Annotated in this window: 13 protein-coding genes; 7 read left to right on the top strand and 6 right to left on the bottom strand. The window is 55.1% G+C overall.

The features are described from left to right. Window positions 1-47 precede the first annotated feature (47 nt). Window positions 48-953 (top strand): cation diffusion facilitator family transporter, encoded by a 906-nt coding sequence (locus RTH46_RS08880; protein ID WP_316905462.1) that lies wholly within the window; start codon window positions 48-50, stop codon window positions 951-953. Window positions 954-1,112: 159 nt separating this feature from the next. Then, window positions 1,113-1,463, top strand: coding sequence for a DUF3147 family protein (locus RTH46_RS08875; protein WP_316905461.1), 351 nt, complete (start codon window positions 1,113-1,115; stop codon window positions 1,461-1,463). A gap of 30 nt (window positions 1,464-1,493) precedes the next feature. Here the strand turns inward: RTH46_RS08875 and RTH46_RS08870 are convergent, their stop codons facing one another. Beyond that, the gene (locus RTH46_RS08870; protein ID WP_232882446.1) at window positions 1,494-1,820 is read right to left on the bottom strand and encodes a DUF2790 domain-containing protein; all 327 of its coding nucleotides are present in this window, start codon (window positions 1,818-1,820) and stop codon (window positions 1,494-1,496) included. Window positions 1,821-2,510: 690 nt separating this feature from the next. On the opposite strand from RTH46_RS08870, the gene RTH46_RS08865 reads away from it, so the two are divergent. Then, a complete protein-coding gene (locus RTH46_RS08865) occupies window positions 2,511-3,185 on the top strand; it encodes a heavy metal response regulator transcription factor (protein ID WP_232882447.1) in 675 nt (224 codons plus the stop codon). After that, window positions 3,182-4,600 carry a heavy metal sensor histidine kinase gene (locus RTH46_RS08860; RefSeq protein WP_316905460.1) on the top strand — a complete coding sequence of 473 codons (1,419 nt, stop codon included), beginning with the start codon at window positions 3,182-3,184 and terminating at the stop codon, window positions 4,598-4,600. Before RTH46_RS08865 ends, RTH46_RS08860 begins: the two co-directional genes overlap by 4 nt. Before the next feature lie 59 nt (window positions 4,601-4,659). On the opposite strand, the gene RTH46_RS08855 is transcribed toward RTH46_RS08860, so the two are convergent. Next, the gene (locus RTH46_RS08855; RefSeq protein WP_316905459.1) at window positions 4,660-5,247 is read right to left on the bottom strand and encodes a hypothetical protein; all 588 of its coding nucleotides are present in this window, start codon (window positions 5,245-5,247) and stop codon (window positions 4,660-4,662) included. 266 nt (window positions 5,248-5,513) lie between these two features. Between RTH46_RS08855 and RTH46_RS08850 the strand changes: the two genes are divergently transcribed. Next, the gene (locus tag RTH46_RS08850; RefSeq protein ID WP_316905458.1) at window positions 5,514-5,735 is read left to right on the top strand and encodes a hypothetical protein; all 222 of its coding nucleotides are present in this window, start codon (window positions 5,514-5,516) and stop codon (window positions 5,733-5,735) included. 82 nt (window positions 5,736-5,817) lie between these two features. Here the strand turns inward: RTH46_RS08850 and RTH46_RS08845 are convergent, their stop codons facing one another. From RTH46_RS08845 to RTH46_RS08835, 3 genes are read right to left on the bottom strand one after another with little or no spacing between them, the layout of a single operon-like run. Then, window positions 5,818-7,272: a glycosyltransferase family 39 protein gene (locus RTH46_RS08845; protein WP_316905457.1), complete on the bottom strand. Its 1,455-nt coding sequence runs from the start codon at window positions 7,270-7,272 to the stop codon at window positions 5,818-5,820. Continuing rightward, window positions 7,266-8,246 (bottom strand): glycosyltransferase family 2 protein, encoded by a 981-nt coding sequence (locus RTH46_RS08840; RefSeq protein ID WP_316905456.1) that lies wholly within the window; start codon window positions 8,244-8,246, stop codon window positions 7,266-7,268. The genes RTH46_RS08845 and RTH46_RS08840 overlap by 7 nt, the downstream gene beginning before the upstream one ends. Continuing rightward, a complete protein-coding gene (locus RTH46_RS08835) occupies window positions 8,212-8,631 on the bottom strand; it encodes a GtrA family protein (protein ID WP_316905455.1) in 420 nt (139 codons plus the stop codon). Before RTH46_RS08835 ends, RTH46_RS08840 begins: the two co-directional genes overlap by 35 nt. A gap of 258 nt (window positions 8,632-8,889) precedes the next feature. Here RTH46_RS08835 and RTH46_RS08830 point away from each other — a divergent pair, with 258 nt between their 5' ends. Further along, window positions 8,890-9,858 (top strand): LysR family transcriptional regulator, encoded by a 969-nt coding sequence (locus RTH46_RS08830; protein WP_316905454.1) that lies wholly within the window; start codon window positions 8,890-8,892, stop codon window positions 9,856-9,858. Between the two features lie 229 nt (window positions 9,859-10,087). Then, window positions 10,088-11,377, top strand: a complete 1,290-nt coding sequence (locus tag RTH46_RS08825; RefSeq protein ID WP_410478555.1) for an OprO/OprP family phosphate-selective porin — start codon at window positions 10,088-10,090, stop codon at window positions 11,375-11,377. A 77-nt stretch (window positions 11,378-11,454) separates the two neighbouring features. Here RTH46_RS08825 and RTH46_RS08820 read toward each other — a convergent pair whose 3' ends face one another. Further along, window positions 11,455-13,452, bottom strand: a complete 1,998-nt coding sequence (locus RTH46_RS08820; RefSeq protein ID WP_316905452.1) for a heavy metal translocating P-type ATPase — start codon at window positions 13,450-13,452, stop codon at window positions 11,455-11,457. Between the last annotated feature and the right edge of the window lie 169 nt (window positions 13,453-13,621).

Raw genomic sequence — 13,621 nt, 5'->3', positions numbered from 1 at the left:
CCCACTGGAAAGCCAACGCGACCACTACCCTGCGCAAGGAGAAATACGTGGGATCGAATCATGATCATGGCAGTGCCGCCGTACGTGGGGGACATCAGAAAAAACTGGTCATGGCATTGGCCCTGACCGGCAGCTTCATGATCGCTGAAGTGATCGGCGCATGGATTACGGGCAGCCTGGCGCTGCTGTCGGATGCGTCCCACATGTTCACCGACACCGCCGCCTTGGCAATTTCGTTGATTGCGCTCCAAATTGCCAAGCGGCCGGCGGATCAAAAAAGAACCTTTGGCTATGCGCGGCTGGAGATCTTGGCCTCAACGTTCAACGCCGTACTGCTCTTCCTAGTGGCGATGTACATCTTGTACGAGGCCTACCAGCGCTTCTTTATGCCGGCGGAGATCGCCACTGGAGCGATGATGTGGATCGCGATTGCCGGCCTTATCATCAACCTGATTTCGATGCGACTGCTAGCATCTGCCAGCAACGAGAGCCTCAACATCAAAGGCGCCTACCTCGAAGTCTGGAGCGACATGCTCGGCTCGTTGGGCGTGATCATTGCCGCCCTCATCATCCGTTTTACCGGTTGGACCTGGGTCGACACGGTTGTCGCTGTCGCGATCGGGCTTTGGGTGCTGCCGAGGACCTGGCAACTGCTTCGCGAGAGCTTGGGGATACTTATGGAGGGTGTACCCCGGGGACTCAACATTGCGGCAATCGAGTCCACAATCTTCAAGGTCGACGGCGTCACGGACGTCCATGACTTGCATGTTTGGGCCGTCAGTAGCGGCAGCAACGTGATGACGTCGCACGTCGTGATTCGGGACTCAGCAGATGGGGACGCTGTGCTTGCAGCTGTCGTGGATGCAGTCAGCGATGCGTTTGAAATCCATCACTGCACCATTCAGATCGAGCGCACAGCATTTCACCAGAACACCCCTTCGCCGTCGCACTGATCGGTCGGTAATCACCTAGTCCTACACCACCTACCGCGCCGAGGGGGGGTGGTGTAGAAGAAAGGCAGGGAAGGTTAGGCCTCACCGGCAGAAGCACTTCGCAAGCTCCTGATGAGCGATCTCGCCAGATTCACTCCACTACCTCCAGAAGGTTCAGCGATGACTTGGATCATCACGAAGTACCTGGTCACCGCCGGAATAGTGATTCTCGTGTCTGAGCTGGCAAAGCGCAGCGACAAGCTGGGCGGCCTGGTTGCCGCCCTGCCCTTGGTCACCGTCTTGACGCTGATCTGGCTTTACCTGGAGAGCCAGAGCATGGAGAAGATCTCCAACCATGCCTGGTACACGCTCTGGTATGTGATTCCGACGCTGCCGATGTTTATCGCATTTCCCGCATTGCTGCCCAAGTTGGGCTTCTGGCCGACACTCATCACCAGCATTGTCATCACCATGGCAAGTTTTGGTGGTTTTTCCTTACTACTACGTCGATTTGGCATCGAGCTGTTATGAGCCAGCCATTGGGAGGCAATCTATTGCCGCTCACCGGCTGTTGATGCACTCGCCTTTCACAAGGTAGCGAACCATGTGCAGTTCACCGTTCGAGTCCTCGTAGCTCATCATACTGCTCAGGTTACCGCAGTACCGCACGCTGGGCGAAACGTAGACCAACTTACCGATATCGAGACTCATACCGTAGGTGTAGTCCTCAAGCTCAGGCATTGGCTTTTTAACACTCTGCGCATAGTCAGCTGTAGCATCCCTAGCAGCACGCTCGGTTCGCTGATTGATCTCCATACCGCTTTGCGCATTGGCTGTTAGTGATGAAAAAATCATGAACACGGCGATAGCGTATCTAGTTGTTTTCATGAAAATACCATTAATAAAAAAGCGCCCGTGACAGGGCGCTAAAATTCACCTTACCAAGGGAGCATCTGGTTCCAAGGTGAATGCATCGGCGTGAGCAGGCTCTCGTTACTCCCACCATGCTGCTTTGGATTACCACGACTCCAAAGCAGCGCTGCCTGTGTGCTGCCCTTAAACTAGCAAAGGCGGCTAACGACAAGATGATGGTGAAATTACAATTTGGACATGTAATAGATTGTAATGTAATTATCCTTGCCCAACTAATATGAACAGCCAAGCATTTTTGCCGGTTTAGGCTAGGGCGAACGATCGGTGGTTTTATACCCCTCAAAGCTTGGTCTTGAAGGATTGATCGGCGCAAACTCAGAGCAGCTTGGCAGAAGTACTGCCCTTTCAGGCCGAATCGGCTTGTCAGACATGAGAGCTGAAAACAGCTACAAGCCAGAGAATCCGCTAAGCTCAGAAGGGTAAGCCGTCTTGACTGTCAGCATTCTTGCGGTCACATTACAAATTTGTAAGATTTCCCCGTAGCCAGCTTCTTCGCGTTAAGATTTAAGCGTCCTCAGGTGACCTCGGCGTATGGATAGAGGTAGCGAATACCACATGCCATACACTCAGCCGAACTTTCAAACAGCCTGCAACCATAGTCTTAGCGGATTAGGCAAGTCCCTTCCTCACACCTTGAGATAAGTTATGCGCGTTCTAGTTGTGGAAGACGAAATTAAAACTGCCGAATATCTTCAGCAGGGCCTATCCGAAAGCGGGTATGTCGTAGATATCGTGCACAATGGTGTTGACGCCCTGCATCTGTTCAATACTAACGTCTATTCGTTGGTACTGCTGGACGTTAACCTCCCAGGTATCGACGGATGGGACCTTTTGGAAACCATCAGGAAAACCAGCCGGGTCCGCATCATCATGCTGACTGCCCGCGGGCGCATCAATGACAAACTCAAGGGGTTAGATGGCGGCGCCGACGACTACCTCGTCAAGCCTTTTGAATTCCCAGAGCTGCTTGCTCGCATCCGTTCGCTGCAGCGGCGTGGTGATGAAATAGTCGAGAAAAGCTCGCTGAAAATTGCCGACTTGGAACTCGATTCCGTGCGCCATCGAGTTTTCCGCGCTGGCACACGCATCGATCTCACCACCAAGGAATTTGCGCTCCTGCACCTACTCATGAGTAGGACGGGCGAAGCGCTGACTCGTTCCCAGATCATCTCGTTGGTCTGGGACATGAATTTTGACTGTGACACCAACGTCATCGATGTCGCTATCCGGCGTCTTCGCTCGAAAATCGATGACCCGTTTGAGACCAAGCTCATTCACACGCTTCGTGGCGTTGGGTACGTTTTTGAGGAACGCGCATGAGGCCATTCAGCCTGGCTGCAAAGCTGGGATTAAAAGTGGGGTTGATGAGCGCAGCGTTGCTGCTTCTGTTCGCCACCTTCGGTTATCTGATGGTGGGTCAGGCGCTTGAACGAAATGCCCGCAGTGACCTGGAAGTGAAAATGGCTGGCATGGCTCACAACCTGTCCACCATTTCTGAAATCTCAGGTGTCAACGCAGACGCGCATCAGCTTGTGGACCTGGTCATGGGCCACAATAACCTGTACGTCAGCATCTTCGCTTCGGGACAAAGTCAAACGCCACTGCTTTCGATAGGCTCGAAGCAAGTCAATTTGGAAGTGCACAAGTTCCAACCCGCCGCACAGCCAAAGGAGCATGAGTGGCGCGATACTCAAGACCGTCCCTTGCTCAGTGCTTCTCGCATCATGAAGTTGGGCGACGGTACCGAAGTCAGCGTATATATGACGATGGACCAGTCGTCCAATGAAGCCCTGCTCGATGCACTGCTCACCTGGGCCCTGATGATTTCCCCGTTCATCATCGCGCTGATTCTCGCAATCGGCTGGTGGACCGTCCGCAGAGGTCTTCTGCCTCTAACCAAATTCCTGAAGGTCGCCTCGAAGATCTCCACCGAGAGCCTCGACCATCGCCTGCCCACTGATGGGATGCCGGCAGAACTTAAAGAGCTCGCCGATGGTATCAACATCATGTTGGCTCGCTTGGATGAGGGCGTTCAGCAGCTCTCGCAGTTTTCAGACGATCTTGCTCACGAACTGCGAGCGCCGCTTTCCAACCTGATGGGTAAAACCCAGGTTGCGCTGACCAGAGAACGCTCGCTTCCCGAGTACAGGGACGTGCTGGAGTCGTGCTCAGAAGAGCTGGACCGCATGAGCCGCATGGTTTCCGACATGCTATTCCTGGCCCAGGTTAGCCATCCGGCGTCCATGGTTGAATTCGAACCCGTGTCCTTGGTCGATGAGGTTCAAAGAGTGTGCGATCTCTTCAGCATTTCGGCAGAGGAAGGCGAGATCCAGCTGCAGATTTCAGGCTGTGATGATGTGGTGCGCGGTAACCGCCTGATGGTTCAACGAGCCGTGTCGAACCTGGTGTCGAATGCCATCCGCTACTGCCCTCGCGGTCGCACGGTCTACGTGAAGGTGCAACACGGCACGAGTGGAACAACCTTGAGTGTCGGCAACCCGGGCCGCGGCATCGCCAAGGAACACCATGCGCATTTGTTTGAGCGGTTCTACCGTGTGGATAAGAGTCGAGCACGTAGCGAAGGGGGTACCGGTCTTGGCCTGGCCATCGTCCAGTCGATCATGAGCCTGCATCAAGGCTCGGCGAGCGTGGAGGTGACCGAGGAAAACTTCACCTGGTTCCACCTGCACTTCCCAGAAGCTCAGCTAGAGCAGCCGGCAATCACCGCTGCCTGATCCCAGCTGACTTGAAAAGGCCCGTCGATCGACGGGCCTGTCTGTTTTACTGCAATCCCTCAGTGTCTGAGGACTACAGGATCCATGGGTGACCGCAGCATTACCGATTGCATGATTTTTTGCTCTTCTGCATTGGCGTTCCGCCACAGGTGGGAGAAATACTGGGCGTTCAATTTTTCCTGAGCGCTCACGCTGCCAGCGGCATCAATGAGGCGCATGGTTGAGTAGACACAAATCAGTCCCAGGATGAAGAAGGCTGTCGCCACGACCATCACATAGCGCTTGGCCAGCACAGGCGCACGCTTCAGCTCCAAGATTGACGCATTCGCCGACTTTGTCGCGGCGCCAAGCTCCGTTATCAACGGTTGTATGGCAGTGTCGACGCCACGACACGCAGCGGAATACGCTTCTGCCGCAGCGCGCAAGGCGACTGCTTCGGCATTCGACCACGCTTTCTCGGCCTTTCGCACCTCCTCCTGAATCTGCCGGCCGGCAGCATCAACTTGCTCCACCAGATCGTTAGACTTTTCCAGCACGGCGCAGCAGGACCGCGTCTGGGAAGCCAGCTCATCGAGCTGGGCATTGAGTTTTTCTGTGCTTCGACGGAAGTCACCGATGGCAACTGCCCAGGGCTCTATGTCATTCATAGCTATCTCCTAGAGCGGCCTACAACACCGCGCTGAATTTTCGCGCTAGATATCAAAATTGTAATTAAAGAGGAACCACTCAGTCGCCCTCGACAATGCCGAGATAGACATGATCCTTTCAGATTTGAAAATTTTAAGCATCCTGTTGATCGTAAAAATTACGGAATTGTAATTATTGACTCACCTTGCCGTTAGCTTCGCGTTCCTAAACTACAAACCAACAAAGGCCGTCAGTCAGGCAGGCCTAGTAAGAACCGAGGCATACAATGAAACTTTTCAAATCTATCGCTATTGGCAGCCTGCTGCTTGGTCTCATGGGTACTGCTTACGCTGAAGGTGGCTACGAGCGAGCGAAGCAGTTCCAGGAAAACTTCCGAAATGAACAGGCTCGCCTATGGAGCGATGACTCTTCGGACCAGAACAAACAGCAAGTCGCTCAAGAGCAAGAGAAAGAAAACAAAGATGGTAAGGATCAAGCCGATAATTAATCGGTGGTTAAAAAGGAATTCAAATGACGAAAGCAATCGACAAAAAAGCCAGGGTAAAACCTGGCTTTTTTGTGTCTGGGATTTAGCCTTCGTTTGTACGAGGCGTTTCCTCATCTCGCTCTCCAGCCAGACCTTCTGCACCTTGCTTGGCGCCTTTCCAACGGCACAGCAGCAGCTGGCTTGCGTTCGCTTCGGTGATCTTGACGCAGCCCAGATCGGCAGGCAGTTCAGCCCTGCTGTCACGCAGCCGCCTGGACAGGTAGAACGAGCCATCACGAGGCCACTTCGCGGGGTTCTGAATGTTTTCGGACTTCCCACTACTGTAGAACTCCGACGAATACGAGCGGCGGCCAGGGTAGATCAGAGGAGCCGATTGAGCTGACGGCACATCCAGCCAGGCCTGAACTACATCGCGCTGGTTCTGCGGCCTCTGCTCCAGCACGCCGGCATAGATGATGCCGGCGCCGATGACTGGCAGCACCCAAGCGCTGGTAACGGCAGCCCGGGAGGTCTTTGGACCAGCCTCACTGATCCGCCCAGACAGAAGCAACGCCCAGGCTGGCAAAGCCGGGAGCAGGTAAGTCCACAGGATGTTGCCAGCGAACGTGAAAAACACCGGTGTTGCCATAGCCCAAAGCCAGATGTAGGCCTCAAACCGCTGCATGGATTCACGCCTGCGAATCAGCATCGGGAGGAAAAAGGCCCACGGCAGTAGCGCCAATCCTAATTGGAGCCAGATAGTCCCGTATGGTTTGGCATGAGCGCTGCCGTAGAGGTCACCTGCCCAGTTACTGACGACGTATCGACTCCAGTGCTCACCAACGAAGAAGTATTCCATGAATCCAGGCGTTTTCATCTCAGCCGCGACATACCACGGCACTGATATCCCGAGCATGAGGATCAGGCCGCCCATCCAGGGAAGCCGCAGCACCCGCCCCCACTCCTTGTAGATGACGATCCAGATGAATGCCGGCGTGCCCATCAGCACCAACGTCAGCGGCCCCTTGGCAAGCAGGCCCAAGCCGAGGCCCGCGAACATCAGGTAAGCATTCGATCTGTCGCCACATTTCATCCAACGCCAGAACCCATAGCTGGCCAGCAAAATAGAGAAGGACAGAACAGGGTCAGTCAGCACAACGCCGCTGGAGACCAGGCCAAGCGTTGTGCTGGAAAAGATGATGGCGGCCCAGATGCCCGCGTTACGCGAGATCTGCTGGGTGCCGAGCTTGATGATGATGAAACAGCTGGCCAGGTGCAGCAGCCAGGCTGGGAATCGGGCCGCGAACTCGTTCACGCCGAAGACTGTCATGCTTGCGGCCTGGGTCCAGAACGACAGCGGTGGTTTACCCCAGAACGGCACCCCGTAGTCGAACATGGGCGTGATCCAGTCGTTCAGCTCGACCATCTTGCGTGCCATCTCGGCGTAGCGAGCTTCTGACGTGTCCATCAGTGGGTAGATACCCAACCCCAACAGACGCAAAAGCAAAATCGAACCCAGGATCCACCACAGCGTCCGCTCGTTTTTCAGACTCAGCATTGCTTACCCTCGATCGAAGAAACCGAAGGGTGGAGGGACACGGTATCCGCCTTGCTGCTTTTCAGGAAATAGAGAGGCCGGCGCTTCACTTCCGCGAGTGTCACACCCAGGTACTCCCCCACAATGGCGACACCAACGCACATGAAAGACGCCATGCCGACGAGTAAATGGTGGACGTCGAAGCTGCCCGCCAGGAGTGATGCAAGGATGTAGCAGAAGCTGGAAACGAAGAGGCCGAAGCTGACGAGGCTGAAAATGCGCAGCGGTTTGCGGGAGAAACTGACAATGCTTTCGATGGCCAAATTGAACAGACCGGCTGCATTCCACTTGCTGCTTCCGGCATGACGAACCGTGCGGTTGTAGGGCAGTTCGACAGTGCGAAAGCCAACCCAACCGATCATGCCCTTGAGGATTCTGGAGCGCTCATCCAATGCCCGCAAAGCCGCCAATGGAGCCGGTCCAATCAGCCGGAAGTCACTGACATCAGCGGGAAGATCCACCTTCTCCACAAGGCGCTGCATGACCCAGTAGTAGGCCCGGGCACTCATGCGTTTGAACCAAGAATCACCAATTCTCAGGTTGCGTTGCATGTTCACCACGTCGTAGCCGCGTTGCCAGAAGTCCACCATGGCTGGGATGAGCTCGGGTGGGTCCTGCAGGTCGACGTCGATGAAAATCAATGCACTGCCGCGGGCGTGATCGATCCCTGCGCTCAGTGCAGCCTCTTTGCCGAAATTGCGGCTCAGGAACAGGCAGCGGACGGCCGCGCCATCCTGGTACTCACGCAGCAGGTTCGCGGTCCGATCATTGCTGCCATCATCGATGTAGAGAATCTCGCAAGAGACGGGTAAACACCTTACGACACTGGTAATGCGCTGATGGAACTCGGGAATGGTCTCCTCTTCTTGAAAGCAGGGAACCACGATGGTTAACAACGGATCAGGGCGCTCGGGAAAGCGATGCAATGTCTGCATGATTGAAAGTCCAGAAACGGTGTGCAATGAACCCAAATACAGTGAGCGTTACAGTCACTAGGACTTGGGAGATAAGCGGTGACAGATTCGACTTGATGAGGAACCACATCCCCACACCATTGCCGAAGTTTGTTGCCAGCCCGACCAGTGCAAACCTAACAGGCTGAAATTTACGAGGACCATCCGCCACAAAGCAGAGCGCCCTATTACCAACAAAACTTGCAATAGCGCCTACCATGCCGCCACAAACACTGGCCAGCAATGGAGTAGCAAACGCTGTCGTGACCAGCGCCAGGAACACCGCATAGTGAACCCCCGTAGCAATGAATCCGACCCCAAGATAACGAATCAGCAAGACAACAAGAGACGGGCTTATATTTTTCATGCCCGAAGACTATGGAGGCGAAGGTGAAAAAAAAGTGAATTAAGTCCAAGCGCGCAGCCAATCAAATTTACATATAATCGGCAGTGAGGCTGGCGCACCAGGCTAGCACGCCACAATATCAAAAACATTGCCTGAACATTACGCTTTCGAAAAACAGCACCTCCCATAACGTATGCATGACCTACACATTACAATGTTGACACAATAAGGAAATTCCGGACAGCATTGAGATAAATTCCCCGGATCAAGGGGGATCAAATGGTTACACAAAATGAAACACATACAGGCGGCGCTGCTCCTTACAGTCCTGACATATTGGATGATTTGCCAATTGATGATCAGTTAGCGTTAGAGTTTTTCGCAACAGCACGATGTGCGAGTTTCAAACAGGCGGCCCGGGGGCTTAATGTTCCGGTGGTAGGACTACGAAAGCGCCTGGAGAAGCTGGAGGAGCATGTGGGTGCTCCCGTGTTTGTGTACAAGCACAACAAGCTTGCCCTGACCCGCACAGGCGAAAGAGTCAGCCAATACCTATGCCAGCTCTTCGGCCCGGACGGACTTGGCAAGGACGGCGAGAAGGAGATTCCCAGGCTTACCCTGGCGATCACCGAGCCAGTGCTAAGCGACATCGTCAACCGTGATCTGGTTGCCTATGTACGGGACCATGCCGAAATGCAGCTGGAAATCCACTCTGAGTGCACCCCCCGAATGCTCTCTGAGGGGGAAGTCGATGTCGGCATCATTTTCATGAGCCCCGATGACGAAGACGTCTTGGGTCGCCATCCTGACTACAGGTTTGAACAGCTTGGCCGGATTGGGCATGCATTGTTCATTTCCAGCCGCTACTCAAGAAGCGTCACGCTTCCCGTGCATAGCCTGGATCTGCACAACTTCATGCTTGTTGTTCCTTGGGATGATGAGATTCTGGCCGGCTCACAAAAGTGGGCATCGATCGTGGCTGACCACCAGGGTGGTACCACTCGGGTTAAGAGCTATAACTTATCCCGCGGTCTTGTCGTTGGCGGTGCGTGCATCGGTGTACTGCCAGATTATAGTCGAAAAATGGAGAAGAACATCTTACCCGTACCGGGCTTCCTGGATGATCTGGAAGAAAAAGATGTCTATCTTGTTATCAAATCGAATTTTGTACGCCATCCGCAGGTTTTGGAAATTCGAAGACTGATCAAAAAAAGCTTCCTCGACAAGAAGGATTGGCTTGTTCGCTGACAGATTTGTTAGATTATAAACCTCCCTCGTTAACACTACAGAAACATAACTGTCATTTTTGCTTGCAAACTAGTCAGAGCACTTAGAACACAGGCATCTTGTTACAGCGGGTGACGATTGTGACCTGCCCCAATCTGCAAGATCTATATAGGCCGGCGCAGGGCGAAATAATCCGTCGGCTGCTAAGTACTTAACACACGAGAGGCAAGCAATGATCCGTTCTTCGAACATGCGGGAAAAGCTGTTGGCCGCTGCAATAGTAGGCGCATTTTCCTCGCAAGCATTCTCCGGCACAGTGACTACTGACGGAGCTGACCTCGTTCTCAAAACCAAGGGCGGTCTTGAACTTTCCACCACTGACAAGGAATTCAGTTTCAAACTGGGTGGCCGGGTTCAAGCCGACTATGGTCGATTCGATGGTGTCTACACCAAGAACGGCGACACCGCCGACGCGGCCTACTTCCGCCGCGCCTATATCGAATTTGGTGGCACCCTGTACCGCGACTGGAAATACCAGATCAACTACGATCTGTCCCGCAACACCGGCAACGATTCCGATGGCTACTTTGATGAAGCCAGCCTGACCTACACCGGCTTCGCCCCGGTCCAGCTGCGCTTCGGCCGGTTCTACACCGATTTCGGTCTTGAGAAAGCGACCAGCTCGAAGTGGACAACCGGCATGGAGCGAAACCTCACCTACGACTTGGCTGAATGGATCAACGACAACGCCGGTATGGGTGTACAGGCCACCAGCACCATCGCTGACATGGCCTACCTGTCAGGTAGCGTTTTCAGCGAGACCAACAACAACTCCGATGGCGACAGCACCAAGCGCTACAACGTGCGTGGTGTGTTCGCACCGCTGCACTCTGATGGCAACGTCCTGCATGTCGGTGCCCAGTACGCCTATCGCGACCTCAAGGACAGCGCCGTCGATACCCGCGTACGTTCGCGCCTGGGTGTTCGCGGCGTAGATACCAACGGCGGCAGTGATGCTGGCACCAACGGCAACCGTATGCTGTTCGGTGGCGCTGCAGCGCAAGAAGGCCTGTGGGACAACGATTCGGTCTGGGGGCTAGAGGGTGCCTGGGCCACTGGCCCATTCTCGGTTCAAGCTGAATACCTGCGCCGGAAACTGAAAGCCGACCGAGCCAACAATGACATGAAGGCTTCCGGTTACTACGCCCAGATGGCGTATACCCTGACCGGCGAGCCACGCATCTACAAGCTTGACGGTGCCAAGTTCGACACCATCAAGCCACAAGACAAAGAGCTGGGTGCCTGGGAAGTCTTCTACCGATTTGACGACATCAAGGTCGAGGACGGCAACCTGGTGGCCACTGCGGATCAGTCCGATGAGCGCAAAGCCAAAAGCCACACGGTCGGCGTGAACTGGTACGTCAATGAGGCGGTGAAAGTCAGTGCCAACTACATCAATGTGCGCACCGACAATAACGAGAACACCGTTGGCGACGACAGCGGCAACGCCTTCGTGACTCGCCTCCAATACGTGTTCTGATCCCCTCAACAGGTCGCGCAAAAAAGCCGGGAGCAATGAGTGCGCTCCCGGCTTTTTTTGCCCGTGTGAACCAAAGATCAAGCTTCTTTGCGGTAGGCCAACAAGCGCAAGGCATTAAACACAACCAGAAGCGTAGAGCCCTCATGAATAGCAACGGCAGCGCCAATGCTCAAGCCCATGATGGTAGAGGGCACCAGAATGGCCACAATCCCGAGACTGACGAACAAGTTCTGGCGGATGATCGAGCGGGTGTGACGGCTTAGGCCGACCGCGAAGGGAAGCTGTCGGATGTCGTCTGCCATAAGTGCGATGTCAGCCGTTTCCAAGGCGACATCAGAGCCGGCAGCCCCCATAGCGATGCCGACACTCGAATGGGCCATGGCAGGCGCATCATTCACGCCGTCCCCAACCATGGCAACTTTAGAGCTGAGGCGCAGGTTCTTGATCGCCTGAACCTTCTCGTCCGGCATCAGATCTCCCCACGCCTCGTCCAGGCCGACTTGCCTGGCTACGGCTTCAGCAACGCGGTTATGGTCCCCCGAAATCATGATCATGCGACCAATGCCCATCTCCCTGAGTTTCTGGAGTGCCTCCTTGGCGCCCTCTCGTGGGGTATCCAACAAACCGATAACCCCCAGATCTTTGTCAGCACGGCGCACCACCATGGTGGTGCGTCCCGACTGTCGCAGACGTTCCGCCGCCTCCAGGGCAGCCTTACTGAGCGTGGGAATGCCGTCGGTACCGAACATCTCGACTTTACCAATCCAGACGAACTGGCCATCCACCTCAGCGCGCACGCCGCGGCCAACCAGGTTCGTCAGGTTGATTACCTGAGATTTGTCCCTGGTGCCAATCATCTCCTCGCCGTCGCGCACGATAGCCGCAGCGAGTGGGTGGTCGCTCATCGACTCCACGGCGATGGCGACGGCCAACAGATCTTGAACCTGAGTACCGGCTAGCGGTATCACATCGGTGATGCGAGGGCGTCCTTCGGTCAGGGTACCGGTTTTGTCAAAAGCCATGGCATTCAAGGAGCCGAGTTCTTCGAGCGGCGCACCGCCCTTGATCAGTACTCCGCCTCTAGCAGCCCTGGCGATGCCGGAAAGAATGGCGCTGGGTGTTGCGATCGCAAGCGCACATGGGCTTGCGGCGACCAGGACGGCCATCGCTCGGTAGAACGAATCACGAAATGGCTCATCGATGAATATGCCGGCACACATCAGCGCTGCTACCAGGAGCAGGACCAACGGAACGAACACTCGTTGGAAGCGGTCGGTGAAGCGCTGTGTCGGCGACTTCCTAACCTCGGCTTCACTGACCATTTTGATGACCCGCGCCAGGGTGCTTTCCGTGGAGCGACGTGTTACCTCGACCTCGATCAGGGTTTCGCCATTGATGGTGCCGGCGAAGACTTTCGAAGCAGCATCCACGGCATCTGGCTTGCTACGAGCGAGCGCAGCATCGGTGACAGGCCGTTTGTCCACGGGGACGCTCTCACCCGTCACTGGCGCCTGATTGATACTTGAGAACCCGGCGACCACAAAGCCATCGGCCGGCAGACGATCATTTGGGCGCACGATGACAACGTCGCCTGGAACGAGGAGCTCCACAGGCAGTTCATTCGTGCCGTCTGTGCTTCGCACCATTGCAGTGGTGGGTGCGAGCTTAGAAAGCGCCTCGATGGCTTTCTTAGCCCTGCCCATCGCATAGCTTTCCAGGGAGTGCCCCAAGCTGAAAAGGAACAGGAGCAGCGCCCCCTCTGCCCAAGCGCCAATGCTCGCAGCCCCTGCGGCGGCGAGCAGCATCAGCGTGTCGATCTCGAATCGCTTCTGGCGGATGTTGCTGATCGCTTCCTTGGTGGTAAACCATCCACCGAAAACGTAGGCAGACACGTACAGAACTAGCGACATCCTGTCGATCAGCCCGAGCTGTTCTGCGAGAGCACCGGCACCGAGAAGGGCACCACAGATCAGCGCGAAAACCAGTTCGGTGTTCATGCCAAAGATGCCGTCATGCTCATGGCTATGGCCATCATGCCCTGCTTGGTCGTCTGGGCGTTCAAGCAAACTTTTCATAACTCGTCCCTTCTGGGGTCAAGGCTAAAAACTGCCCTCTGCAGTTGAAAGCCATCGTGTTTGAGCACCTAAGATCTATTTCACGGCTTGCCCACGGCCAGCCATTAAGGCTTAGGCCTTTAACGGGCCTCATCGGTCGCCATAAAAAATGCCAGGCACTGCCTGGCAT

Source organism: Pseudomonas sp. zfem004 (assembly GCF_032621715.1).
Classification (GTDB): Bacteria; Pseudomonadota; Gammaproteobacteria; order Pseudomonadales; family Pseudomonadaceae; genus Aquipseudomonas; species Aquipseudomonas sichuanensis.
Note: the sequence above shows the minus strand (reverse complement) of the source record. Positions and strands in the feature narration are given on the sequence as shown.